This is a genomic window from Pseudomonas sp. JQ170C (assembly GCF_035581345.1).
Lineage (GTDB): Bacteria > Pseudomonadota > Gammaproteobacteria > Pseudomonadales > Pseudomonadaceae > Aquipseudomonas.
On sequence record NZ_CP141608.1, the window covers coordinates 3,823,977 to 3,849,112 of the forward strand.

The following is a 25,136-nucleotide window of genomic DNA, read 5'->3' on the forward strand; positions in this document are numbered from 1 at the left end:
ACTCCAATGTGAGGGGGTTCAGACGGCACTGGCTTCATCCCGTGCACCGCTGTCCTGTTGCGCGGCATGCAAGGCACGCCAGGCAGCGCCGGGGCTGATGCCGTTGAGGTAGTAGTTGCCCAGCGCCTGCTCGCGGTAGATGGCCGGGTTGTGCGAAGCCAGGGTGCGGGCGTTGCGCCAGTGGCGGTCCAGGCGCCGGGCCTGGCTGGTGGCCGAGGCGCCGCCCACCTCGAACAGCAAGGTGGTGGCTTCGAGTACCTGCTCCAGCACGATTTGCTGGGCCTGGAAGGTGCGGATGTCGGCCTCGACGTAGTGGGCTTCGGTGACCGCGCCGCCCTGCTCGGCCTCGTGCACCTGCTGCAGCACCTGGGCCACGTCCAGCACCAGGGCTTGCGCGGCATAGGCCAGGCTCGACAGGCGACCGATCACCCGTTGCACCAGCGGATCCTCCTTGGGGCTCGACTGCCCGGGAACGCCGAAGGCGCGGGTGCGGCCCTGCACGAACGCGCTGGCGTCGCGCTGCACGGCGCGGGCGATCCCCGCCAGGGTGGCCAGGTGGAACAGCTGGTAGTAGGCCGACAGGTACGATTCGGCGCGCAGTTCGCCCGGCTTGAAGCGGCGCAGCACCTGCTCCGGCGCCACGGCCACCCGGTTGAAGCGGGTGGTGCCGCTGCCACTCAGGCGCTGGCCGAAACCATCCCAGTCGTCCTCCAGGCGCACGCCGGGGGCCGAGGTCGAGACCACCACGCTGACGAAGTCCTTGTCGTCCACCGCCACCGCTGCCAGCCAGTCGGCGTAGATCGCGCCGGTGCAGTAGTACTTTTCGCCGTCCAGCAACCAGCCGGCTTCAGGTGCCTCGGGGTCGGCCGGGCTGAGCAGCACCGAGTTGCCGGTGGTGTCGGTGCGCTCGGCCATGGCCGCGCCCCACAGCTGCCCCGCCGCCACCTTGGCCAGCCAGTACTGGCGGGACTCGGCATCGTCGCTGGAGAGCCGGCCTTCGACAAAGCCGAAGTGGGCGCGGAAGATCTGTGGCAGGTTGGAGTCGGCTTCGGCCAGGTCGATGAGCAGGCGAAACAGCACCGGCAGGCTGACCTGCGAGCCGCCCTGGGCCAGCGGCACACGCAGCGCGCCGAAGCCTGCCTCGCGCAGCCAGGTGACCGGCTCATGGGCCAGCTCACGCTGTTGTTCACGCTCGACCGCGCCTTGGGCAATGCGGGCGAACACCGGGGCGTAGCGCGCCAGCAGGTGCGGATAGTCCAGGCCGGCGCTGCTGGCGGCCTGTGGGGTGTGCGGTTGATGGGCAGTCATGGTGAGTCCTTGATGCGGGTTCATACCCGAGTGCTACGGGGGTCGACCCAGTGGTTGATCAGGTCGACGAGAAAATTGACGACCACATAAATGGCCGCCGCCAGCAGGGTGATGCCCAGCAGCAACGGCATGTCCTTGCTCAGGGCGGCATCGAGCATCAGCCGGCCGATGCCCTGGCGGGCGAAGAGCATTTCGATGATCACCGCCCCGCCCAGCAGGCTGGCGAAGACAAAGCCCGACAGCGTCACCAGCGACACCAGGGCATGACGCAGGGCGTGCTTGAGGCGCACCCCGGTCTCGGACATGCCGCGGGCCCGGGCCATGGCGATGAAGGGTTGTTCGAGGATGTCTTCAAGCTCCTGGCGCAGCACCTGGGTCAGCACCGCGGCCACCGGCAAGGCCAGCGCCAGGCTGGGCAGGATCAACGCCTGCCAGCTGCCGGAGCCCGAGGGCGGCAACAGGTGCCAGCCGAACGAGAACAGCAACAGCAGCACGATGCCGATCACGAACGACGGCGCCGACGACAGCACCAGCTCCGTGCCGGACACCAGTGATCGCACCCAGCGCGGCCGGTTGGCACTGAGCACCGCGCACACCACCGCCAGCAGCACCGACACCAGGGCGGCGGCCAGCGACAGCTGCACCGTGGCACCCAGCTGGCCGCCGATCACTTGCAGCACCGGCATGCGCAGCCGGTACGACTCGCCCAGGTCGCCCTGGGCCAGGCGCCCCAGGTACTGGCCGTACTGCACCAGCAGCGGTTGGTCCAGGCCGTACTCGGCGCGCACCTGGGCGATCAGTTCGGCGCTGGGCATTGCATCGGGGCCGCCAAGAATCGCCAGGGCCGGGTCGCCGGCACTCAGGTTGATCGCCAGGAAGGTCAGGGTCGCCGCGCCCCAGAGCACGCCGACACCGGCCGCCAGGCGCCAGAAAATCCGCTGCAGCGTATTCATATGCCCTCCTGGTCGAGCCAGACGCTGGTGAAGAACGGGGTGTTGTGCGAGGTGTCGAAGATCAAGCCCTTGACCGCCTTGCGGTAGGCCAGCAGCACATGGCTCTCGAACACCGGCACCGCCGGAATGGTTTGCGCCAGGCGCTCCTGGGCGGTGCGGTAGAGCCCGGTCAGTTCGGCCGGGTCGGTGGTGCTTCGGGCAGCGCTGAGCACCCGGTCCAGTTCGGCGTCGCGAAAGCGCCCGGCGTTCTGGCCGATCAGCTTGGCCGTGCTGATCGCCTGGCTGTGGTAGAGGATGAACAGGCCGTCCGGGGTGTTGGTGTGCCAGTAGCCGCCGCCGATCAGCTGGAAATCGCTGGCGTAGCGGCGCTGGGTGACCTGCGCCAGGGGCAGCAGGTCGATGTCGATTTCCAGGCCGATCTTTTTCAGGTCCGACTGAATGGCCACGGCGATGCTGCTGGGGTAGGCGGCGGTCTCGTAGGTGAGCAGGTGCGCGGCCAGGCGCTGGCCGTTCCTGACCCGATAACCCTGGTCATCGCGCTGCTGCCAGCCGGCCTGGTCGAGAATGCGGTTGGCCTCGTTCACGTCATAGGCCAGAACGTCCTTGAACGCCGGGTCGTAGTAGCGGGTGTTGGCGGCCAGGAAGTCGCCCTTGGCCAGGTACTCGCCAAACCCGGTGATCCACGCCAGGCCGTCGCGGTCGATGGCCTTGGCCACTGCCCGGCGCACCTCGACGTCGTCAAAGGGAAAGCGCTCGACATTGAAGGTCAGGCTGCGAAACGGATTGGCCTTGCGGATGCGGCTGCGCAGTTCAAGGTCGGGGTTGCCGCGAATGGCCCGGGCGTTCTGGGTCGGGGCATCGACGGTGAAGTCCGACTGGCCCGATTCCAGGGTGCTGAAGCGGATCATCGGCTCCGGGACGATGCTCAGTTCCAGCCGGTCCAGGTAGGCCTCGCCCTGGTGGCGGGTCACCGGCGGCGCCCAGTTGTAGCCCTTGCGCTTGACGAAGTTGGCGCCCTGGTCGCGGGTGTAGCTTTCCAGCACGAAAGGCCCGGAGCCGATCGGATGCTCGGCGATGCTCTTGGGCGCTTCGAGAATCTGGCGGGGCGAAATCATGCTCAGCCAGGATTGCGCCAGCACATCGAGAAACGGCGAGTACGGCTCGCGCAGGTGCGCCTCGAAGGTGTACTCATCGACGATGCGCCCGTCCACATAGGGGGCGATGTAGGCCGCCGCCAGGGGCGACTTGGTGGCCGGGTCGCGCATGTGCTCCAGGTTGACCTGCAGCGCGCGGGCGTTGAATTTTTCGCCGTCGCTGAAGGTCACGTCGTCGCGCAGATGAAAGGTGTAGGTCTTGCCGTCGGCGGAGATGTCCCAGGCCTTGGCCAGCCACGGCGAGATATTGCCCTGCTCGTCCTGGTACAGCAGGCAGTCGAACAGGATGCGCCCCAGCCACTGCACATTGCCGTGGGAAATCGAGTGCACATCCAGGGTGGTGGTGTCCGAGGCGGTCGACACCCGCAGGGTGCCGCCGGGCTTGCCCGGTGCGGCCTCGAAGTAATCCTGGGCGGCATAGCTCAGGGTGCCGTTGCTGAACGTGCCGTCGATCGCGCTGGTACTACCGCCCTGCCCCGCGTCGCCCGCAGGCTCGCAGGCCGCGAGGGCCAACAGCGCGCCGAACAGGCCCAGCCGTGTGAATACACTCATGTGGTTCTCCCGCAGGTGCCGCGCGAACGGCACCCGCCCCTGGCTCAGAAGTTGTAGGCAATACCGGTGTAGGCACCGAAACCGTCACCCGGATACAGCGCCGCAGTGTCCTGGCCCTTGGCGTCGTAGGTGGGCAACAGTGCGGTGGCGTAGTCCTGGTCGGTGAGGTTCTTCAGGTCCAGGTACACCTGCCATTTGTTGTTCGGCGCGTCGTAGCCCAGGCGTGCGCCCCACAGGGTGTAGGACGGCGCGTAGAAACTGTTGGCGTAGTCCACCGCCGTGCGCGAGGCCGTACGCACGTTGACCCCGGCGTAGAAGCCGTTGGCGTACTGGTAGAACAGCTCGCCCTGGTAGATGTGCTTGGGCAGGCCGGGCAGTTCGTTCTTGCTGAACAGCGGGTCGTGCTGGTAGTGGAAGTCGTTGAGGGTGTAGGCCTGGCGCCAGCTCAGCACATCGCCATTGGCGCGCTGCCACAGCTTGGTGGTCAGCCCCGCCTCGACGCCCTGGTGAATGGTCGGGCTGGCGTTGGCGGTCGACACCACCGAGGCCGAGGTAGTGGTGGCCGGGATGATCTCGACGTTGAGCAACTCGTCCTTGATCCAGGATTTGTACAAGGTCAGGCTGCCGTCGAAGATCTCCGAGCGACCGCGAATGCCCAGCTCCACGGTGTTGGCGCTTTGTGGCACCAGGGTCTTGGCGAAGTTGGTGGTGACCCCGGAGCCGGAGCTGGACCAGGAGCTGGGCGGGTCGATCGAACGGCTGACGTTGCCGTACACCTGCACATCGGGCGTCAGGTAGTAGCGCAGGCCAGCCCGCGGCGCCAGCTTCCATTCCTGGTAGCGGTAGTGGCTGGGAAAGCTGCTGGTGTTGGGCCGGTCGCTGAAGCTCACATCGACGTTGCGCTTGACCTCGATGGCCGAGACACCGGTCGACAGGTACAGGTTGTCGGTCAGGCCCAGGTCATTGCCCAGGGTGAACACGTGGTCGAAGGAGCCGTCGTACTCGACCTGCTTCTGCAGCACACCGAGGTCCTTGTCACCCTTGTAGGTACGCACCCCCGAGCGGATGTGCTGGGTGCTGGTCCAGCCCGCCGTGGTGATGCTGGGCAAGCCCAGCAGTTCATCGCTGCGGGTGTAGTTGAGCGAGTAGTTGATGTCGCGCCAGTCCCAGTAGTTGGGGTTGACCGTGCTCTTCTTGCTGAGGATCTGCGGGTAGTTGTGGTAGACCAGGCCGGCCACCAGGGTCGAGTCGTCGTCGAAGGTGTAGGTGGTCTTGCTGCCGACCCAGGTCGAACCTTCCTTGGTCGAGTCGGAACGGGTGGCCTGGGTGGCCGGGTTGGTCTGGGTGGAGTTCTTTTTCAGTTGCGCCCGGGTCAGGGTGCCGGAGTTCTCGTGGTACTCCTCGCGGTAGCGGATGTACAGGCGAGTCTCGAGTTTCGGGTTGAAGCGATAGCCGAAGTTGCTCACCACGCCCTTGGCCTTGGTGAAAGTGAAATCCTGGTAGCCGTCGCGGCGCGAGTTGTCGACGCTGATGAAGTAGTCGCCACTGCCCGCCGTGCCGCCGGTGCTCAGGGTCTGCTTTTGCCAGCCGAAGCTGCCGCCCTCGACCTTGATGCGGTTGCCCGGTGCGGTAAGCCCCGACTGGGTGACGAAGTTGATCGCCCCGCCCAGCGACAAGGCGCCGAACTCGAAGGCGTTGGCCCCGCGCAGGACTTCGGTGTAGCTCAGGCCCTGGGTGTCGAGCAGCTCATAGGGCGTGCCACCGGCGCCGGTCAGCGCCAGGCCGTCGAACAAGAACTTGGTGCCTTCGCGAAAGTAGCCGGGCGAGGTATTGGCGCCCGAGCCACGGATGGAAATCTTGATCGCATCGTTGCCACCGGCGGCCTGGGCATACACGCCCGGCTGGTAAGCCAGGGTGTCTTCCAGGGTCGCCGAACGGCCCTTCTCGACCTCGGCCTGGGTGACCAGGCTGGTGCCCCCGGGAATTTCGTCCAGTTGCGCCTGGGCCTGTTCCACCGGGGTGACTTTTGCGGCCTGGACCGTCACGGTTTCCAGGCGTTGTTCGGGTGCTGCGCCGTCCTGGGCCTCGGCCAAGGGGGCCAATGTCAGCAGTGCGGCGCCGACGCCGGCCAGTGTCCAGTCTCTCCCTACTACTTTGGTCGAATGAGTGCGTGTTGCGGATGTTGCCCGAGGCACGAAATTCAAGGTCTTGCTCCCCACCTGATTAAAAAAATAGGCGAGTTTCTATTGGTATAGTCAATCTCGAAGTGAGCTGTTGCAGCGACCGTGCCAACCTTTAAAACCCTTGAATTACGGGGACTTGGCGCACAATCCTCGGTTAAACAATTGTTCGGATTAGAGGCGATGTGTGGATCTGCTGTTGCCTGGCGAACAGTTGGCCGGGCGATAGATCAAGCCTTGGCAAAAATCGCCTTGATAGATTTGCTCGATAGGTTCATCGACAGCCTTGATTAGCCCGTACATTCCGTAAGGGAATACACTACCGCGCATCCGCGTCATCCGAGCCCCGCGCCAGACAGGGCCTGCAACCAATCGTGACCTCACCCCAGCCAACTGCGCTTGCGACGCCTTGTTGCCGGGCATGCCTATGCCTGTGGCTTTGTGCAGCCGCAAAAGAATAAGGAGATACTCATGGGACTCGGCAGACGCCAGTTCTTCAAGCTCTGCACCGCCGGTGTCGCCACCGCCACCTGCGCCACCCTGGGCTTTGCCCCCGGCATGGCCCAGGCCACGCAGTCGCGCCAGTACAAACTGCTGCGCGCCAAGGAAACCCGCAACAACTGCACCTACTGCTCGGTGGGTTGCGGGATTCTGATGTACAGCCTGGGCGACGGCGCCAAGAACGCCAAGGCGCGTATCTTCCACATCGAAGGCGACCCCGATCACCCGGTCAGCCGTGGCTCGCTGTGCCCCAAAGGCGCGGGCCTGGTGGACTACGTGCACAGCGAGCAGCGCCTGCTGTTCCCCGAATACCGCGCGCCCGGCTCGGACAAATGGCAACGCATCACCTGGGACCACGCCATCGAGCGCATCGCCCGGCTGATGAAGGACGACCGCGACGCCAACTTCATCGAGAAGAACGCCAAGGGCACCACGGTCAATCGCTGGTTGAGCACCGGCATGCTCTGCTCCTCGGCCGCCAGCAGTGAAACCGGCTCGCTGGACCAGCGCTTCACCCGCGCCCTGGGGATCCTCGGCACCGACAGCCAGGCCCGGGTCTGCCACGCACCGACCGTGTCGGCCCTGGCGCCGACCTTCGGCCGTGGCGCGATGACCAACAACTGGGTCGACATCAAGAACGCCAACGTGGTGCTGATCATGGGCGGCAACCCGGCCGAGGCGCACCCGGTGGGCTTCAAGTGGGTGATCGAGGCGAAGATCCGCAACGGCGCCAAGGTCATCGTCGTCGACCCGCGCTTCAACCGCAGCGCCGCGGTGGCCGACATCTATTCGCCGATCCGCGCAGGCTCCGACGTGACCTTCCTGATGGGCGTGGTCAACTACCTGATCAGCCACGACAAGGTCCAGCACGAGTACGTGCGCCACTACACCAACGCCAGCCTGATCGTGCGCGAGGACTACCACTTCGACGACGGCCTGTTCAGCGGCTACGACGCCAGCAAGCGCAGCTACGACCGCAGCTCCTGGACCTACGAGCTGGATGAAAAGGGCCATGCCAGACGCGACCTGACCCTGAGCCACCCACGCTGCGTCTGGAACCTGCTCAAGGCCCACGTCAGCCGCTACACCCCCGAGGTGGTCACCAATATCTGCGGCACGCCCAAGGAAGATTTCCTGGAGATCTGCGCGGTCCTGGCCAGCACCTGCGTGCCTGATCGCACGGCCACCTTCCTCTACGCCCTGGGCTGGACCCACCACACCAACGGCGCGCAGATGATCCGTGGCTCGGGCATGATCCAGCTGCTGCTGGGCAACATCGGCATGGCCGGTGGCGGGGTCAACGCCCTGCGTGGCCACTCCAACATCCAGGGCTACACCGACCTGGGCCTGCTGTCGCTGCGCCTGCCCGGCTACATGAACCTGCCCTCCGACGAACAGACCACGCTGGCCACCTACCTCAAGCAGACCACGCCCACGGCGCTGCTGGAGGACCAGGTCAACTACTACAAGCACACGCCGAAATTCTTCATCAGCCTGATGAAGAGCCTCTGGGGCGACAAGGCGACCAAGGACAACGACTGGGGCTTTGATTGGCTGCCCAAGTGGGACGACAGCTACGACGTGCTCAACTACAGCAACCGCATGTTCGAGGGCAAGGTCAACGGCTACATCGCCCAGGGCTTCAACCCGGTGGCGGCCTTCCCCGACAAGAACAAGGCCCAGGCGGCACTGGCCAAGCTCAAGTTCCTGGTGATCATCGACCCGCTGGCCACCGAGACGTCGAGCTTCTGGCAGAACCACGGCGAGCAGCACGACGTCGACACCGCCGCGATCCAGACCGAAGTGTTCCGCCTGCCCTCCTCCTGCTTTGCCGAGGAAGACGGCTCGATCGTCAACTCCGGACGCTGGCTGCAGTGGCACTGGGCAGGCGCCGCGCCGCCCGGCGAGGCCTGGCACGATGGCAAGATCCTCGGCCACCTGTTCATGAAACTGCGCGAGCTGTATGAACAGGAAGGCGGTGCCAACCCGGCGCCGATCCTCAACATGGCCTGGGACTATGCCGACCCGTATGACCCCAAGCCTGAAGAAGTGGCCAAGGAGTCCAACGGCCGCGCCCTGGCCGACCTGCACGACGAGCAAGGCAAGCTGATCCTGCGCAAGGGCCAGTTGCTCAGCGATTTTTCGCAGTTGCGCGATGACGGCAGCACCCAGTGCTTCAACTGGATCTTTGCCGGCTCCTGGACCGAACAGGGCAACCAGATGGCCCGTCGCGACAACGCCGACAGCGGCCTGGGCTGCACACCGGGCTGGGCCTGGGCCTGGCCGCAGAACCGGCGCATTCTCTACAACCGCGCCTCGGCCGACCCCCAGGGCAACCCCTGGGACCCGAAACGCAAGCTGATCGGCTGGGACGGCCAGCGCTGGAGCGGCGTCGATGTACCCGACTTCGCCGTCAACGCCGCCCCCGGTGGCAAGGTCAACCCGTTCATCATGCTGCCCGAAGGCCTGGGCCGGCTGTTTTCGGTCGGCGCCCTGAACGACGGCCCGTTCCCGGAACACTACGAGCCGACCGAAAGCCCGCTGGCGAACAACCCCTTGCACCCGAACGTCACCTACAGCCCCACGGCGCGGGTGTACGAAAGCGACCGCAAGCGCATGGGCAAGCGTGAAGACTTCCCCTACGTCGCCACCACCTACTCGATCACCGAGCTATTCCGCCACTGGACCAAGCACGCGCGGCTGAACGCCATCGTCCAGCCCGAGCAGTTCATCGAGATCGGCGAAAAGCTGGCCAACGACAAGGGCATCCAACAGGGCGACACGGTCAAGGTGACCACCCAGCGCGGCTACATCAAGGCCAAGGCGGTGGTGACCAAGCGCATCCGTCGCCTGGCGGTCAACGGCCAGGATGTCGACACCATCGGCATCCCGTGCCACTGGGGTTACGAGGGCGCCACCCGCAAGGGCTTCCTGGCCAACACCCTGACCCCCGGTATCGGCGACTCGAACACCCAGACGCCGGAGTACAAGGCGTTTCTCGTGAACATTGAAAAGGTCTGAGGGCGAAACCATGTCCATGCAATCCCAAGACATCGTCCGCCGCTCGGCCACCAGCGTGCTGACCCCGGCGCCACACACCCGCGACCACCAGGCCGAAGTGGCCAAGCTGATCGACGTGAGCATCTGCATCGGCTGCAAGGCCTGCCAGGTGGCGTGCAACGAATGGAACGACCTGCGTGACGAAGTCGGTCACAACGTTGGCGTGTACGACAACCCGGCGGACCTGTCCGCCGAGACCTGGACGCTGATGCGCTTTGACGAAGTCGAAGACGAAAGCGGCAAGCTCGAATGGCTGATCCGCAAGGACGGCTGCATGCACTGCGCCGACCCCGGCTGCCTGAAAGCCTGCCCGCAACCGGGGGCGATCATCCAGTACGCCAACGGCATCGTCGACTTCCAGTCCGAGCACTGCATCGGCTGCGGCTACTGCATCGCTGGCTGCCCCTTCGATGTGCCGCGCATCAGCCAGAAGGACAACAAGGCCTACAAGTGCACCCTGTGCGTGGACCGTGTCTCGGTCGGCCAGGAGCCTGCGTGCGTCAAGACCTGCCCCACCGGCGCGATCAACTTCGGCAGCAAGCAGGACATGCTGCACCAGGCCAGCGAGCGGGTCACTGAACTGCAGGGCCGCGGCTTTGCCGGCGCCGGCATCTACGACCCGCAAGGCGTGGGGGGTACCCATGTGGTGTACGTGCTGCAGCACGCCGACAAACCGCAGCTGTACCACAAGCTGCCCACCGACCCGCGTATCAGCACCGCTATCCAGGGCTGGAAAGGCTGGATGAAACCGGTGGCAGCGGCAGCCTTCTTCGCCACCCTGGCCGGCACCCTGTTCCACTACATCGGCGTGGGCCCAAACGAGGTCGACGAAGCGGACGAGAAACGTGAGGAGGACACCCACGCATGAACACCGACAAACTGATCCTGCGCACCCGCTTCATCGACCGCGCCTGTCACTGGTTCATGGTGATCTGCTTCTTCGCCGTGGCGTTGTCGGGCCTGTCGTGGTTCTTCCCCTCGTTCAACGGCCTCAACGCCGTGTTCGGCACTGCGCAACTGGCGCGGATCCTCCACCCGTTCTTCGGGGTCGTGGTGTTCGTGCTGCTGATGTTCCTGTTCGTGCGCTTCGTGCGCTACAACCTGCCCGAACGCGAGGACGTGCAGTGGTTCAAGAACGTCAAGCAAGTGCTGGCCGGCAAACATGACCCGGCACTGAACATCGGCAAATACAACGCCGGGCAGAAGGTGCTGTTCTGGGGAATCATGGGCCTGATCACCCTGTTGCTGCTCAGCGGCGTGGTGATCTGGCGGCCATACTTCGCGCCGCTGTTCAGCATCCCGACCATCCGCATCGGTTTGCTGGTGCATGCCCTTGCCGGCATTGCCCTGATCCTGCTGATCATTGGTCATGCCTACCTTGCGTTCTGGGTCAAAGGCTCGATCCGCGGCATGGTCACCGGCTACGTCAGCCGCGCCTGGGCCAAGACCCACCATGACCGCTGGTACCGCCAGATCAGCAAGCAGGACAAGAACGGGAGCAAGCCATGAGCATCCACATGACCCCGGTGCAAACGCCGGTTGGCGGCGTCAACGAAATCGTCGCCGTGCTGCTGCCCACGCTCAAGGACCGCTACAGCAAGCGCGCCGCACGCCTGCGTCAATTGGCCCAGGAACATGCCATGGGCGACTACCTCGAATTCTGCGCGCAACTGGCCCAGGCCCAGCACACGCTGCTCGAACACCTGCCGTTGCCGCCGACGCTGGTGGCGGGGCTGGCCGAGCGCCTGGTCGACGGCCAGGCGCCGCTCGACAGCGCCGACTACCCCCGTGATCGGTACTGGCACTCGCTGCTGCATGGCTTGATCGAACAATTGCAGGCCACCGCCAACCCGGCGGTGCGCGCGACCCTCGACAGCCTTCGCACGCACACACCCGAACAACTGGAAGACCTGGCCAGCGCCTTGCTGGCCGGTGACTTCGAGCGCGTGGGCAGTGGCCGGGCGCTGTTTGTGTGGGCGGCACTGTCGCTGTACTTCACCCAACTGGCCAGCGCCCTGCCGGCCTCGGCCAGCGCCGCGCTGGGCGAACAGCGCCAGCACTGCCCGGTGTGCGCCAGCGCGCCGGTGGCCAGCATCGTCATGACCGGCGCCCAGGCCGGCTTGCGCTACCTGCAATGCAGCCTGTGCGAATGCCGCTGGCACATGGTGCGGGTCAAATGCAGCAACTGCGAAGGCACCGGCGCGCTGGACTACTGGTCGCTGGACCGTCAGGATGCCGCGCTCAAGGCTGAAAGCTGCAACGACTGTCACAGTTACCTGAAAGTCTTCTACCCGGAAAAGGACCGCGACCAGGAACTGCTGGCCGACGACCTGGCGTCCCTGGCGCTGGATGCCGAGGTGGAACGTGAAGGGTATGGACGTAGTGGCGTGAGTCCGTTTCTGTTTCCGGGTTGATACCGACCCCCACCGAGGTTACCCATGGGCCTGAAAAAATCGTCTGCCGAACTCAAGCGCGACCTTAAAAGCGTCGCCTCCAACCTTGAGCGAACAGCGGGAGAAATCAGCAAACTGGCCGAACGCATCGACGGCGTCGACGTAGTGGCCGTGCTGCACCTGATGAACCGCCTGTACAAAGACTCCGACAAACTTCACGCGTACGCCGACGAAATCAAAAGCGGCCGTATCGTGCGGGGCAAGGCCGAGTAACGCATCGTCGCCTGAAATACGGCCGATCGCTGGCTATCGCCAGCGGCTACAAAGGCCTAGCTGTAGGAGCGGGCTTGCCCCGCGATGGATCTTGAATCCTGCCGAAAGATTCATGCTTGCCGGAGACCCGCTTCACCGTTGCATCTGGATGTGCATGACACGGGGTCATGTCGCCTGGATTGTGGCCGCTACGCGGCCGATCGCAGGCTGTCGCCAGCGGCTACAAAGGCCTAGCTGTAGGAGCGGGCTTGCCCCGCGATGGATCTTGAATCCTGCCGACAGATTCATGCCTGCCGGTGATCTCGCTTCACCGTTGCATCTGGATGTGCATGACTCGGGGTCATGTCGCCTGGATTGCGGCCGCTACGCGGCCGATCGCAGGCTGTCGCCAGCGGCTACAAAGGCCTAGCTGTAGGAGCGGGCTTGCCCCGCGATGGGTCTTGAATCCTGCCGACAGATACATGCTTGCCGGTGACCCCGCTTCACCGTTGCATCTGGATGTGCATGACTTGAGGGCCATCGCGGGGCAAGCCCGCTCCTACAACAGCCCGAAAGAACGCCACAGGCCAGCAAGAGCGCAGCGAATTGTGCTTTTGATCTTGATCTACCCGCCCCGTTAACCAGAAGGGCCGAACGGAGGTGTCGTGGAGGGGCTAGCGCGCAGCGCCTTCGGCGAATGCCGAAGATGCGAAGCGTAGCGTTGCTTGCAACGCGTAGCTCGCAATGCCCCGTAGCGACACCGCAGTGAGGGCACCCGAAGCGCAGCGTAGGGCCCCTGGTGGGGCAAGCCCTTTGCTTACTTTGGGGCGTTTGCCAAAGTAAGGCGCCGTAAGGGCGCAAAGGTGAATCAGCGTCACCTTGGCCAATGGATAAGACCACCAACACCAACACCAACACCTCATCGCGAGGCCGGTGATGGTCCTACCCGATGTGTACGATTTGGGGGCCATCGCGGGGCAAGCCCGCTCCTACAACGCAAGGCAAATGGATAAATTCACCCACCCCGCCCCGCCACAATCAACACCCCGATCTGCTCAGCCAACCCCAGCACCTGCAGATACGCCGCACTGTCCGCCACCAGACTGCGCCCCGCCCCCTGCCGCACCAGCGGCCCAACCCGATCCCCGAACAACATCAACGCCCGCGCACTGTCATCCTGGCGCGAAGTCCAGCACAGCCCCTGCACCTGCGCACATTGCCGGTGAATCGCCTCGGCCCACAGCCGGGTCAGCGGATACTGATCCTTTTCGGTATCGATCAACAGCTTGCGCGGCACCCCCAGCTTGCGCAGGGCCTTGCTGCCCAAATCCACCAGCAACAAATCCTGCCCACAATGCAGCAGCGAGTGTTGCTGACCAGCCAGCTTGCCCTTGTCATAGGTTTTGAACCCGGCGGCAAAAGGCACGTCATGAAACACCGTCTCCATCGCCGCACAATCGAAACTGGTGCCACCGTACAGCGTCGGAATCGGCTGCCCATGCACATCACGGATCGGACTGAAACGCGCATTCCCCTGAAGGCCTGGATTGAACTGATCAGCGCCATAGCACTCAAGGTGTACCCGATGAATCGGCGTTCCGGCCGCCCAGATCAGGGTCGATAGCTGCAGCCGGTCTGGCGGCTGCGGCGTATCAGCCATGGGCGACTACCTGCAACTCGTCCTCGGCGGCGGCAAGTACCCGGTCAGGCTCCCGGGCCAGCAGGTCCAGCGGACGCTGCCCGCCCAGAAAACTGTTGGCCGACATGAACCAGTACGCCAGGCCCCAGCTGTCCTTATGCTCGCCAAACCGCTCCAGCACCGGCGCCATGGCCTTCAGCGGCCGGTACCCGCCGGCAGCATCCAGACCATAGGCCGGAAAGTAGTCCACGCCATGGTGGCGCAAGGCAAAGATCGCCCCTTCACGCTTCCATTTGTTCGGTTGGGCGCTGGGGTTGCTCGGGCTGAAGCCGGCAAGCCCGGCAATCTGCGCCGCGGTCAGCCACTCGCCGCTCTCCAGCACCGCGGTGCGCGCCTGGGCCAGCATCGCGGCCTCCTTGAGCGCGGTGGGCGTGGGCGGCACCTTGGGTACCAGGGCCTCGACAATGGACTCCAGCGCCTGCCGGTGCTGGCGGCCGACCAGGTCCTTGACGAACCCGGCAATGCTGGCAAAGGTTTCGGCAATGGCATCGGCCTCGCGCGGGCTGGCCTGGGCCAGGGCCACGGCGACGACTTTTTCGGCTTCGCGCAGACGCTGTTGTTGAGGGTCGGTCCGGCGGCTCATGGGACCTCCTTTGGATTAGATCGGATAGACATATTTCATACTAATCCAGATCATCGGCCACAGCCAACCACACCGGCCTGCGCCGACGACCGGCGCGCAAATCCTGTGGGCCGTCTTACACTTGGGGGAGTGTCTTCCCCCTGCGTGCATGGAGCGCAACACAATGCCAAGCCTGGATTTTCTCATTACCTCCCTGATCGTCGTGCTGATCCCCGGTAGCGGTGTGATCCTGACCATCTCCACCGCCCTGGTGGCGGGCAAGCGCGCCAGCCTGTACACGGCGCTCGGTTGCACCGCCGGGATCGTCCCGCACCTGCTGGCCTCGATCCTCGGTCTGTCGGCAATCCTGCACACCAGTGCCCTGGCCTTCCAGGGGCTGAAGTTCGCAGGCGTCGCCTACCTGCTGTACCTGGCCTACGCCACCTGGCGCGATCGCTCGGCCTTTGCCGTCGACAGCACCACCAAGGTCGGCAGCGCCGGCCACCTGATACTGCGCGCCGGCCTGCTGAATATTCTCAACCCCAAGCTGACCATTTTCTTCCTGGCGTTCCTGCCCCAGTTCATCACCCCCCAGGGCGGCTCGGTGACCGCCCAGATGCTCAGCCTGAGCGGGGTGTTCATGCTCATGACGTTCGTGGTGTTCGTGTTGTACGGCCTGCTGGCCAACCTGTTCCGCCGCGCGGTGATCGAGTCGCCGCAGGTGCAGAACTGGCTGCGCCGCAGTTTTGCGGCATCCTTTGCCGGCCTGGGCCTGAACCTGGCGTTCGCCCAGCGCTGAGGAGCGCGTGCGATGAACCGCTGTGAGGTACTGATCGTCGGCGCCGGCCCCACCGGGCTGGTGCTGGCATTGTGGCTAAGCAAACTGGGCGTGAAGGTGCGCATCATCGACCGGACCGCCGGCCCCGGTACCACCTCCCGGGCCCTGGCGGTGCAGGCCCGGACCCTTGAGTTGTATCGTCAGCTGGACCTCACCTCGGCGGTTCTCGAACTCGGCCACCGGGTGCCGGCGGCCAATCTCTGGGTCAAGGGCGAAGCCGCCGCGCGCCTGCCCTTCAACGCCATTGGTGCCGACCTTACCCCCTACCCCTTCCTGCACATCTACCCCCAGGACCAACACGAGCAACTGCTGATCGAGCGCTTGCTGGGCTTTGGCGTAGAGGTGGAGCGCCAGACCGAACTGCTCGGCTTCAACCAGGATGAGCACGGGGTCAGCGCCCAGTTGCGCCACGCCGACGGTCTGCAGGAACAGTGCGAAGCGGCTTACCTGGCCGGCTGCGACGGCGCCCGCTCGACCGTGCGCAAGGCGCTGGGCATCGGCTTTCCGGGCGGTACTTACCAGCAGGTGTTTTATGTGGCCGATGTGCAGGCCCAGGGCCCGGCACTCAACGGTGAGCTGCATGTAGACCTGGACGAAGCGGACTTTCTGGCCGTCTTTCCCCTGGCCGGTACTGGCCGTGCGCGCCTGATCGGCACGGTGCGCGATGAGCGCGCCGAACACCCCGATAAACTGCGCTTCGAGGATGTCAGCCAGCGGGCGATCGAGCACCTGAAAGTGCAGGTGCAACAGGTGAACTGGTTTTCCACCTACCGGGTCCATCACCGGGTCGCCGAGCAGTTCAGCAAGCAACGGGCGTTCTTGCTGGGCGACGCCGCCCACGTCCACAGCCCGGCCGGTGGCCAGGGCATGAACACCGGTATCGGCGATGCCATCAATCTGGCCTGGAAGCTGACCAGCGTGCTGCGTGGCCAGGCCGAGGACAGCCTGCTCGACACCTTCGAGATCGAACGCAGCGCCTTTGCCAGGCGGCTGGTGGCGACCACCGACCAGGTGTTCAATTTCATCACCGCCGATGGCCGCCTGGCCGGCCTGCTGCGCACCCGCCTGGCGCCGCGACTGTTCCCGCGAGTGGTGGCGTTGAAATCGGCGCGCGAGTTCCTGTTTCGCACGGTCTCGCAAATCGGCATCAACTACCGGGACATGCCACTCAGCGTTGGCAGCGCCGGCCATGTTCATGGCGGCGATCGCATGCCTTGGGTGGCCGAGGACGGACGTGACAACTACAGCACCCTGACCCGCGTGCGCTGGCAAGTACAGGTGTACGGCGCGGTGGGTGCCGACCTGGTGCAATGGTGCGGCACCCGTGGCATTCCGGTGGAAGTGTTCAGCTGGAGCGAGGCCCATGAGGCCGCCGGGCTGATGCGCGATGCGGTGTACCTGCTGCGCCCCGACAGCTACGTCGCCCTGGCCTGGAGCAATGCCGGGGCGGACGTGCTGGAGCAGTATTTTGCCGAGCGCGGACTGACCGGCCGCTGATACGCCGCCGTCAGATCATTGCCTCACCGCGCTTGCGGGCGGCTCGCACATCGCGCCAGAGGGCCACCAGCAACACCATCAGTACCACCAGCGAGATCGCCGGCCAGACCAGGAAATACACTGTCAACCACATACCACTTCTCCTTGGATCGAGGATTGTTCACGCTGGAACGAGGTCACCCGCGTTGCCAGCAGGTCGAAGTCGAAGCGCTCGGTGTTGCGCAGGCTCAAGGCCACGCAGACCACCGTGCTGACCCCGTAGGCCGTCAGCGAGCCCATCAACACGATGTACTCGCGCAGGGTGCCGATGAATGCCGGCAGCATGATCGCCAGCGCCAGCGCCGCCACCGCAAAGGCCGCCCTGCGCCCGCAAAAGCCGAAGGTCATCAGCCCCAGCACCACCGCGCCACCCACCGCCGCGCAGACCTCGAAGAACACCGCCACCGCCCCTTCGACCGGCACCAGCTCGAAGCGCACCACGGTGAACAACAGCACCGCCGACAACACCGAGCAGACAAAGGCGCGGTTGTTGACCCGGTCCCAATAGCAACTGGCGATCACCGGAAACACGATGGCCCCCCACAAGGCGCCGACAAACACCAGCATGACCAGGATGTCGAACTTGAGGCTGGCGAATACCACCCCGAACAGGGTCGCGATCACCATGGTCGCGCGTCCCCACCAGAGCATGCGGCGCGGGTCCGGGTTACCTTTGGCGAGGTTCTTGCCATACACGTCGGTCATGACAATCGCCGAGAGCGCAGTCAGATCGGAGTCGGCAGTCGATGACAGTGAGCCGATCACCAGAATGAAGAACAAGGCAATGCCAATGGGCGGCAGGTAGGTGGAAGCCATCTGCGGAATGATGTTGTTCATGTCGCCATTGACGGGCTCAAGCCCGGTGAACAGCGCCAGCAGGCCCAGCATGCCCAGGCCGATGACGATCGCGCCGTAGCCTAGGGTGGCGGTCAGGAAGGTCGGTTTGATCAGGTCTTCGCGCACGGCGAACAGGCGCTGGGCAATGGTCTGGTTGCCGATGGCGTAGGCCAGCACGGCGACGAAGTACGGTGCGCCCTGCTCCAGGATCGCCTTGGTGGAGTAGAAGTCCGCCTGCTGGGCATCCAGGCGCCACATATTGGCGGCCAGCAGATCGGGACCTCCGGCATTGAAGAAGATCAGCGGAATGATGATGACCGCGGACAGGATCATCGCCACCAACTGGGCGAAGTCGGTCATGACCGAGGCGCGAAAGCCCGACCACAGCGTATAGGACAGCACCCCGAGGCCGGCGATCAGCACGCCCTGGGTGAAGGTCAGCGGGCTGAGCATCGATACCAGCGCACCGGCTGCGGTGAAATTGACCATCAGGCTGATGCAACTGCCGATGATGTTGGACACCGCCATGATCATCTGGCTGGAGGTGCCGTGGCGGGCGTGAAGGATTTCGGCCAGGGTGTGGGCCTTGGGCGCCAGCTGGCGAAAGCGCTTACCGAAGGGGTAGATGAACAGGATCATCAGCGCCCCCCAGAAGCCATAGTGCAAGGGCCCCGAAAGTCCGTACTTGAAACCCGACGTGGCGCTGGCATAGAACGAAGCGGCCCAGATCCAGGTGGCGATCATGCTCGCGCTGGACAGCCCGAAGCCCACGGCGCTGTTGGAGACCATGAAGCCATCGACGTTTTCGTTTTTCTCACGAATCAGCAGTGACAGGAGGAAGGTGGCGCCGTAGAAGCCGACCAGCAGCAGAATCGCTGAGGTGGCTGACAGCTGGAAAAAAGCAGTGTCGTGCATCGTGTTTTCCCTTTCTCTTTCGCAGGTTCGGTCATGCATGACCAGAGGTGGCTGCGAGCAGGCCGTTTGCGCGGGATGCGATGGGCGGCGAGCCCCATGGCCAAGCCGTCGAAACACTGAGCAGAATTGCGGATGCACGTGGACCTGCGCGAACGTGCAAGACGCGCCGGGGGCGCGAGGTATCTGCGAAAAAAGGCAGAGCGTGCTTCGACGCTGGGCGTCGGGCCACTGAGCGTGACCTGGATGTTGACCCTGCAGAGGCAGGGCCAGTGGTGAATTGCAAGTGGGGGAGTATAGGGATGCGGGGGGTGATGGTCCAGCCTTGGCCCCAACACCCCCTGATCGCTACAGCGGGCGATCGGCCACGCCGGCGTTGGCAAAGCGGTAGGTGGTGACCGCGCACAACAGCAGGCCGGCCACCGCCAGCGAGCCGCCCACCAGGCCGATATCGGCCAGCCCCATGTGCACGCTGACCAGGCTGCCGATCAAGGCCCCGGCGCCAATGCCGATGTTGTAGATCCCCGAGAACATGGCCATGGCCACGTCCGTGGCATCGGAGGCGAGGATCAGCACCTTGGACTGCAGCGCCAGGCTGAAGCACATGATCGAGATACCCCAGAACACACTCAGCGTACCCAGCAGTTTGAAATCACCGGACAGCGGCAGCAACAGCAGCAGGCACGCCGCCAGCATGGCGATGGCGGCGATCAGGAAACCACTGGGGAAGCGCTCGCTGTAGCGGCTGAACAGCACCGAACCAAACACCCCGGCGCCACCGAACAACAGCAGCAGCACGGTGGTCATCTCGCCACTGATCTGCGCAACGTTCAAGGCGAAAGGCTCGATGTAGCTGTAGGCGGTGAACTGCGCGGCAATCACCAGCGCCACCAGCACATACACCGTGACCAGTGCCGGGCGCTTGAACAGCACCGGCACACTGCGCAGCGAGCCCGAGTTCTGGCTGGGCAGCAGCGGCAGCGACTTGACCAGGCAAATCAGGGTTGCCAATGCCACCCCGGCAATTGCCAGGAAGGTCGTGCGCCAACCCAGTGCCTCCCCTACCACCCGGCCCAGGGGAATGCCCATGACCATCGCCAGAGTGGTACCGGTCGCCAGCAGCCCCAGGGCCTTGGCCTGTTGCCCCGGCGGCGCCACCCGCACGGCCAGCGAGGCGGTGATGGCCCAGAACACGGCGTGGGCCAGGGCGATGCCGATACGGCTGAGCAACAGCATGCCGAAGCTCTGTGCCACCCCCGACAGCAAGTGGCTGACGATGAACAGCGCAAAGACAATGATCAGTAACTTGCGCCGTTCGATATTGCGCGTGAGCAGCATCATCGGCAGGGACGCCAGGGCCACCACCCAGGCGTAGATGGTCAGCATCAGGCCGACCTGGGCGGTCGGCATCTGGAAGCTTTCGCCGATGTCACTGAGCAGGGCCACCGGCACGAACTCGGTGGTATTGAAGATAAAGGCCGCCAGGGCCAGGGCGATCACACTGAGCCAGCTGCCGGCTCGCGCATCCACGGGGGTATTCATCGGTGGGGGTGTTACTCCAGATCGTTTGCAGTCGCAAGGCACGGATCGTGCGCCCAGCATGAAGCACCCAAGGCCGTCGGACCTGAGTGGAAGCGTGTGCGCAGAGGAATTGGTTATAAGTATGCGGGGTATCGCTTGGCGGCAAGGATAGTACGTCGTGGGTCGGGTCACAACCGCGTGGCGGGCGTGCGCCTGCAGTTTTATCGGGCACTGCTACACTGAATTCGCACGCGGAGGATTACGCCATGTCCGACAAAGAAATCACCAAACTTCTGACCCTGATCGACCATCGGCAGACTACGTTGGCCAGCGCCTGCAAAGAGATTGCCGACTGGATAGACCGCCAGGGCGATATCCCGGTGGCCGGCAAGATCCGCGCCAGTCTCAAGGCAGTGGAAGCCGACGAAGCCCTGGTCAAAAAGACCCTGACCTCGCTCAACGTCGAACGCCCGCTGCCGCGTTTTCGCTGATCGTCGCCACACCTGACATCAGCTCAATCTGGCTTCATGGCTGTGCTGCCGCGCTTTCCATAATCGCGAGGACTTGTCATGCGTATGCGTCCCCTTCTGCTTGCTGCATTGCTGGTTGCCAGCCCGCTGGCGCTGGCCAAGACCGAATGTTCCAAGGCCGACAAGGTCCAGTGGCAAGACCCGGACAACTTCCAGCAAGACCTGAAAAATCAGGGCTACGAGATCAAGAAGTTCAAGATCACCGACGGTAACTGCTACGAGATCTACGGCTGGGACAAGGACAAGCGCAAAGTCGAAATCTACTTCGACCCGGTCACCGGCAAGAAGGTGAAAGAAGAGATCGACTGACGTGACGGCCGACACGCTGCGGCTCTGGGACCCCTTGGTGCGGTTTTGCCATTGGTCGCTGGTGCTGGCCTTTGTGGGCGGCTACTTCTTCACCGAAGAAGGTGACGGCTGGCACCGCTGGCTGGGGTACTACGCCGTGGCCATAGTGTTGATCCGCACGCTGTGGGGATTTGTCGGAACCCCGGCGGCGCGCTGGGCCGACTTCTGGCCCACCCCGGCACGGCTCAAATGGCACGCCCATGCGTTGCTCCATGGCGAGGATTACCACCGCCTCGGCCACTCGCCCATCGGCGCGCTGGTCATGGTGCTGATGCTGCTGTTGATGGTTGGCCTGGGTGTCAGCGGCTTTCTGCTGGAGGAAGTGGATTACTTCTGGGGCGAAGAGCTGCCGCGGGATATCCACGAGTACATGGCCAACACCCTGCTGGGGCTGGTCTGTTTGCATATCGCCGCGGCATTGTTTGAAAGCCTGCGGCTTAAAGAAAACCTGCCGCTGTCGATGATCACCGGCAAGCGCCGCAGCCGCTGAATGCAATCGCGGGGCAAGCCCGCTCCTACCCGCAGGAGCGGGTTTGCCCCGCGATGCATTTACCCGCCTCAGAAGCGGTAGTTGGTACTCAACTCCAGGGTGCGCGGTGCGCCCGGGGTGATCAGGTCGACCGAGCCGTGGGCCGAGGCGTAGTAGTCGCGGTCAAATACGTTGCGCAAGCGCAGGGCCATGTCCCACTTTGGCTGGTTGTACAGCAAGGCCGCATCGACGGTGGTGTACGACGGCATCACCACCACGTTGTCCAGCGCGGTGTAGCGCTGATCCACGTAGTTGGCGCCCATGCCCACCCGCCAGGTTTCGGTCAGGGAACGGACCAGCCAGAGGTTCGCGCTGGTGCGCGGGGTCAGGGTCGGGGTCTGGCCTTCGTTAGGAACGCCGTTGGTGCTGCTGTTGGATTTGGTGATCTGCGCATCCAGGAAGGCAAAGCCACCGTACACCTGCCACTTGTCTGTCAGCTGGCCACTGACGGTCGTCTCGAAGCCATCGGTGCGCTGCTCGCCCGACAACACCAGGTTGGCCGGGTTGGCCGGATCGGTGGTCTTCATGTTGGTGCGTTCCAGGCGGAACACCGCAGCCGTCACCGACAGTCGATTGTCGAGCAGGTCCCACTTGGCACCGATCTCATAGTTGGTGGTTTCTTCCGGCTCCAGCCCCTGGTTGCCGGTGCTCAGGGCGAACACCTCGGACGATGGCTGGTAGGAACGGCTGACCGACACATAGTAGGACTGGATCTGGTCGGGCTGGAACACCAGGCCCACACGCGGGCTCCAGGTGGTGTCGGTCCGGGTCAGGTCGGCACCGCTGAGGTCGTCGGCGTACTCCTGGTCGAACACGTCGTAGCGCACCCCGACCAGGGCCTTCCACTGCGGGGCCAGGTCGATCAGGTCCTGCACGTAGAAGCCTGCGGTGTCCTGGGTGGTGGTGCCTTTGGCGGTCTGGCGATTGGCCTGGAACGGTACGTCCACCAGCCCATCGCGGAACACCGGGACCTGGGCCACGTTGTTCTGGCTGAACACCGACTGGTCCTTGACCTGGCGACCCAGCTCCACCCCGTAGAGCAGGTTGTGGTTCATGCCGGCCAGCTGCGCCTGGTGCTTGAGCTCGGTCTGGTTGAACCAGCCGTCTTCGGTGCGTTGCACGTTGCCGCGGTTGAGCTTGACCAGCAGTTCGCCGTTGGCGGCGGTGACAAAGCGCGTGGGGCTGGAGTCGGCCAGGGTGTTGTTGCGGTCCAGGTCGTAGTGGTAGTAGCGGCTGGTGTTGCTCAGGGTGAAGTCGTCGTTGAGGCGGTAATCAACGCCTGCGGTGAACGAGAACACTTCGCTGCGGGCGTAGTCGTCATCGGGGTCGCCGGCACCGAAGCGCTTGTCGCGGTCGACATCCACCGGGCGGTCGCCCAGGGCAGGAATGCCGAAGTCGATCAGGCGCTTGTCGTACAGGTAGGTGGCGCCGACGGTCAGGTCCAGGTCGTCGGAGAGCTTGAAGTAGGCGGTCGGCGCGATGGCCTTGCGGTCGATGTAGCCGTCATCGCGGAAGGTGTCGCTGTCTTCCAGCGCGCCGGTGATGCGAAACGCCTTGTCGCCGTGCTGCTCATCGGCCCAGCCGGCATCGAACTGGGTGCGGCGCTTGCCTTCGCTGTCGAAGGTGACGCCCGCTTCCTGCACCGGGTTGAAGGTTGGCTTCTTGCTGACGTTGTTGATCAGGCCGCCGGAAGATCCACGTCCGTACAGCACGGCCGCCGGGCCCTTGATCACCTCGACCCGCTCGACGTTGGACAGGTCGCGGTAGTACAGCGCATCGTCACGCAGACCATCGACATACATGTCGCCGATGGCGCTGAAGCCGCGGATGGTGACCTGGTCGCGCTGGCCGTCGCCGTTGGACAGGCCGATACCGGGCACGTTCTTGAGCACGTCTTCCATCGACTGTGCGCCCTGGTCCTTGATCACGCTTTGCGGCACGACGTTGACCGTCTGCGGGATGTCGCGCAGCGGGGCGTCGATTTTCAGCGCGGTCTTGCTTTCGCTGGCCTTGTAGCTCTGTTCTTCATAACTGCTGTTAACCGAGGTTGCCGGGATAGCCAGGGTTTCAGCTTGCAGCGCGGGAGCAACCAACATGCCCAGCACAGAAAGAGAGGCCGGGCGAATGCGCGAAAATGCCACCTTGCGTTCCTTATTTGTAAAGATTGTAAAGAAGGGCGCGAATGGTAACGATTTGTAAATGAGAAGTTAATGCTATTGATACAAAATATTTTTGAAGCCGCGCACAAAAAAGCCAGGCTGCCGTCCTTGACTGCAGCCTGGCTTTTTTATTGCCAGATGATCACGGGCCAAGCCCGCTCCTACCCAGGCGATCAATGCATGTGCTTGTGGCCCTGCATTTCGGCGTTCAAGGCACGTACCGGCGCCTTGATCTCGAGGGTCTGCTTCTGGCCCTTGGCGTCTTCGATCACCAGGGTCAGGGGCACCTGCTCGCCTTCCTTGACCTGTTGCTTGAGCTTCATGAGCATCACGTGATAGCCGTTGGGGTCGAGACTGACGGCCTTGCCGGCAGGCAAGTCGACGCTCTGCACCTGCTTCATGCCCATGACGTCGTTGTCCATGGTCATCTGGTGCACCTGGACGATTTCGGCCACAGGCGACTGCACGTCCACCAGCTTGCTGTCGCTGCTGGCGGTCAGGGTCATGAAGGCACCGGTGGACTGCTGGTGCGCCACGGTGGCGCGAACCCAGGCATCGGTGACGCTGGTGTCGGCCAAGGCCGGCAGTGCCAGGCCGAAAACTGCCAGGGCAGCCAGGGTGCGTTTCAGGATTGGGTAGCGCATCAACATACCTCCATGACCGTGAGCAGATCTTCCGTGCACTCTTTGGCGGTCAGTGAATGGGACAGTCCCAGGCGCAACTGGCCACGGGAATCGAAGACGTAGCTGGTCGAGGTGTGCGAGATCGTATAGGTATCGCCTGCCGGGACCTTTTCATAGAACACGCCGAATTCCTTGGCGGCCGCAGCGGTTTCCTCAAGGGTGCCCGACAACGCCACGAACGAGGGGTCGAACGCCTTGACATAGGCATCGAGCACCTCGGGGGTGTCGCGTTCCGGGTCCAGGCTGATGAACACCACCTGCAAAAAGCCGCCGTCGCGGCCCATCAGCTTCTTGATCTGCGCCGCGCGCGCCAGGGTGGTCGGACACACCGCCGGGCACTGGGTAAAGCCGAAGAACACCATGGGCATGGTGCCCCAGAAGCTGGACAGCGTACGTTCGTTGCCCTGGGTGTCCTTGAGTTTGAAGGAGCGGCCAAGGATCTTGTTGCTCATGTCCTTGCCGTACTTGAACGACAAGGCGCCACCGCCTCTGTCGCAACCTGCCAGAACCCCGAGGCTCAGCAGGCTGATCCCGGCCATGACCTGGCGCCGGGTCAGTAAATCAGTCATGTAACCATCCTTTTGGGAAGGTGTTTCGCCTCGTGTGCGAGGCCTGTCGAAAAAGCGCGA

Annotated in this window: 22 protein-coding genes; 10 read left to right on the forward strand and 12 right to left on the reverse strand. The window is 64.1% G+C overall.

Features of this window, described 5'->3' with window-relative positions:
- Positions 1-18: 18 nt before the first annotated feature.
- From U9R80_RS17300 to U9R80_RS17315, 4 genes are read right to left on the reverse strand one after another with little or no spacing between them, the layout of a single operon-like run.
- Entirely contained in the window at positions 19-1,308 is a 1,290-nt protein-coding gene (locus tag U9R80_RS17300) for an acyl-CoA dehydrogenase family protein (protein WP_301842992.1), read from the reverse strand.
- A gap of 20 nt (positions 1,309-1,328) precedes the next feature.
- Entirely contained in the window at positions 1,329-2,261 is a 933-nt protein-coding gene (locus U9R80_RS17305; RefSeq protein ID WP_301842993.1) for an ABC transporter permease, read from the reverse strand.
- Positions 2,258-3,967 carry an ABC transporter substrate-binding protein gene (locus U9R80_RS17310; RefSeq protein ID WP_301842994.1) on the reverse strand — a complete coding sequence of 570 codons (1,710 nt, stop codon included), beginning with the start codon at positions 3,965-3,967 and terminating at the stop codon, positions 2,258-2,260. The genes U9R80_RS17305 and U9R80_RS17310 overlap by 4 nt, the downstream gene beginning before the upstream one ends.
- A 44-nt stretch (positions 3,968-4,011) precedes the next feature.
- On the reverse strand, positions 4,012-6,162 hold the full coding sequence (locus tag U9R80_RS17315) for a TonB-dependent receptor family protein (protein ID WP_301842999.1): 2,151 nt from the start codon (positions 6,160-6,162) through the stop codon (positions 4,012-4,014).
- Between the two features lie 456 nt (positions 6,163-6,618).
- Between U9R80_RS17315 and fdnG the strand changes: the two genes are divergently transcribed.
- Genes fdnG through U9R80_RS17340 form a run of 5 tightly spaced genes read left to right on the forward strand, consistent with a single transcriptional unit; the run spans position 6,619 to position 12,374 of the window.
- Positions 6,619-9,669 (forward strand): formate dehydrogenase-N subunit alpha, encoded by a 3,051-nt coding sequence (gene fdnG, locus U9R80_RS17320; protein WP_301842995.1) that lies wholly within the window; start codon positions 6,619-6,621, stop codon positions 9,667-9,669.
- Between the two features lie 16 nt (positions 9,670-9,685).
- Positions 9,686-10,576 (forward strand): formate dehydrogenase subunit beta, encoded by an 891-nt coding sequence (gene fdxH, locus U9R80_RS17325; protein ID WP_301843000.1) that lies wholly within the window; start codon positions 9,686-9,688, stop codon positions 10,574-10,576.
- Positions 10,573-11,217 carry a formate dehydrogenase subunit gamma gene (locus U9R80_RS17330; protein ID WP_301842996.1) on the forward strand — a complete coding sequence of 215 codons (645 nt, stop codon included), beginning with the start codon at positions 10,573-10,575 and terminating at the stop codon, positions 11,215-11,217. The genes fdxH and U9R80_RS17330 overlap by 4 nt, the downstream gene beginning before the upstream one ends.
- On the forward strand, positions 11,214-12,122 hold the full coding sequence (gene fdhE, locus U9R80_RS17335) for a formate dehydrogenase accessory protein FdhE (RefSeq protein ID WP_301842997.1): 909 nt from the start codon (positions 11,214-11,216) through the stop codon (positions 12,120-12,122). The genes U9R80_RS17330 and fdhE overlap by 4 nt, the downstream gene beginning before the upstream one ends.
- A gap of 24 nt (positions 12,123-12,146) precedes the next feature.
- Entirely contained in the window at positions 12,147-12,374 is a 228-nt protein-coding gene (locus U9R80_RS17340; protein ID WP_028941721.1) for a hypothetical protein, read from the forward strand.
- 994 nt (positions 12,375-13,368) lie between these two features.
- Here the strand turns inward: U9R80_RS17340 and U9R80_RS17345 are convergent.
- Together U9R80_RS17345 and U9R80_RS17350 are read right to left on the reverse strand one after the other, a co-directional pair.
- Entirely contained in the window at positions 13,369-14,013 is a 645-nt protein-coding gene (locus tag U9R80_RS17345; protein ID WP_301843335.1) for an RES family NAD+ phosphorylase, read from the reverse strand.
- Entirely contained in the window at positions 14,006-14,635 is a 630-nt protein-coding gene (locus U9R80_RS17350; protein ID WP_301843334.1) for a hypothetical protein, read from the reverse strand. The genes U9R80_RS17345 and U9R80_RS17350 overlap by 8 nt, the downstream gene beginning before the upstream one ends.
- A gap of 163 nt (positions 14,636-14,798) precedes the next feature.
- Between U9R80_RS17350 and U9R80_RS17355 the strand changes: the two genes are divergently transcribed.
- Entirely contained in the window at positions 14,799-15,413 is a 615-nt protein-coding gene (locus U9R80_RS17355; RefSeq protein WP_301843333.1) for a LysE family translocator, read from the forward strand.
- Positions 15,414-15,425: 12 nt separating this feature from the next.
- Positions 15,426-16,949, forward strand: coding sequence for an FAD-dependent monooxygenase (locus tag U9R80_RS17360; protein WP_301843332.1), 1,524 nt, complete (start codon positions 15,426-15,428; stop codon positions 16,947-16,949).
- Between the two features lie 10 nt (positions 16,950-16,959).
- On the opposite strand, the gene U9R80_RS17365 is transcribed toward U9R80_RS17360, so the two are convergent.
- The 3 genes from U9R80_RS17365 to U9R80_RS17375 all read right to left on the reverse strand — a co-directional run bounded on the left by U9R80_RS17365 (position 16,960) and on the right by U9R80_RS17375 (position 20,279).
- Positions 16,960-17,082 (reverse strand): putative transporter small subunit, encoded by a 123-nt coding sequence (locus U9R80_RS17365; protein ID WP_301843331.1) that lies wholly within the window; start codon positions 17,080-17,082, stop codon positions 16,960-16,962.
- The gene (locus U9R80_RS17370) at positions 17,073-18,740 is read right to left on the reverse strand and encodes a sodium:solute symporter family protein (RefSeq protein ID WP_301843330.1); all 1,668 of its coding nucleotides are present in this window, start codon (positions 18,738-18,740) and stop codon (positions 17,073-17,075) included. The genes U9R80_RS17365 and U9R80_RS17370 overlap by 10 nt, the downstream gene beginning before the upstream one ends.
- Before the next feature lie 345 nt (positions 18,741-19,085).
- Positions 19,086-20,279, reverse strand: a complete 1,194-nt coding sequence (locus U9R80_RS17375) for a sugar transporter (protein ID WP_301843328.1) — start codon at positions 20,277-20,279, stop codon at positions 19,086-19,088.
- A 245-nt stretch (positions 20,280-20,524) separates the two neighbouring features.
- Between U9R80_RS17375 and U9R80_RS17380 the strand changes: the two genes are divergently transcribed.
- The 3 genes from U9R80_RS17380 to U9R80_RS17390 all read left to right on the forward strand — a co-directional run bounded on the left by U9R80_RS17380 (position 20,525) and on the right by U9R80_RS17390 (position 21,626).
- Positions 20,525-20,749 carry a hypothetical protein gene (locus U9R80_RS17380; protein ID WP_028941714.1) on the forward strand — a complete coding sequence of 75 codons (225 nt, stop codon included), beginning with the start codon at positions 20,525-20,527 and terminating at the stop codon, positions 20,747-20,749.
- An 84-nt stretch (positions 20,750-20,833) separates the two neighbouring features.
- A complete protein-coding gene (locus tag U9R80_RS17385) occupies positions 20,834-21,097 on the forward strand; it encodes a PepSY domain-containing protein (RefSeq protein WP_301843336.1) in 264 nt (87 codons plus the stop codon).
- Position 21,098: 1 nt separating this feature from the next.
- Positions 21,099-21,626 carry a cytochrome b/b6 domain-containing protein gene (locus U9R80_RS17390; RefSeq protein ID WP_301843327.1) on the forward strand — a complete coding sequence of 176 codons (528 nt, stop codon included), beginning with the start codon at positions 21,099-21,101 and terminating at the stop codon, positions 21,624-21,626.
- 68 nt (positions 21,627-21,694) lie between these two features.
- Here U9R80_RS17390 and U9R80_RS17395 read toward each other — a convergent pair whose 3' ends face one another.
- From U9R80_RS17395 to U9R80_RS17405, 3 genes are all read right to left on the reverse strand, one after another.
- Positions 21,695-23,761: a TonB-dependent receptor gene (locus tag U9R80_RS17395; protein ID WP_442964981.1), complete on the reverse strand. Its 2,067-nt coding sequence runs from the start codon at positions 23,759-23,761 to the stop codon at positions 21,695-21,697.
- A 236-nt stretch (positions 23,762-23,997) separates the two neighbouring features.
- A complete protein-coding gene (locus tag U9R80_RS17400; protein ID WP_301843324.1) occupies positions 23,998-24,468 on the reverse strand; it encodes a copper chaperone PCu(A)C in 471 nt (156 codons plus the stop codon).
- Positions 24,468-25,076, reverse strand: a complete 609-nt coding sequence (locus tag U9R80_RS17405) for an SCO family protein (protein ID WP_028941709.1) — start codon at positions 25,074-25,076, stop codon at positions 24,468-24,470. Before U9R80_RS17405 ends, U9R80_RS17400 begins: the two co-directional genes overlap by 1 nt.
- Positions 25,077-25,136: the final 60 nt, after the last annotated feature.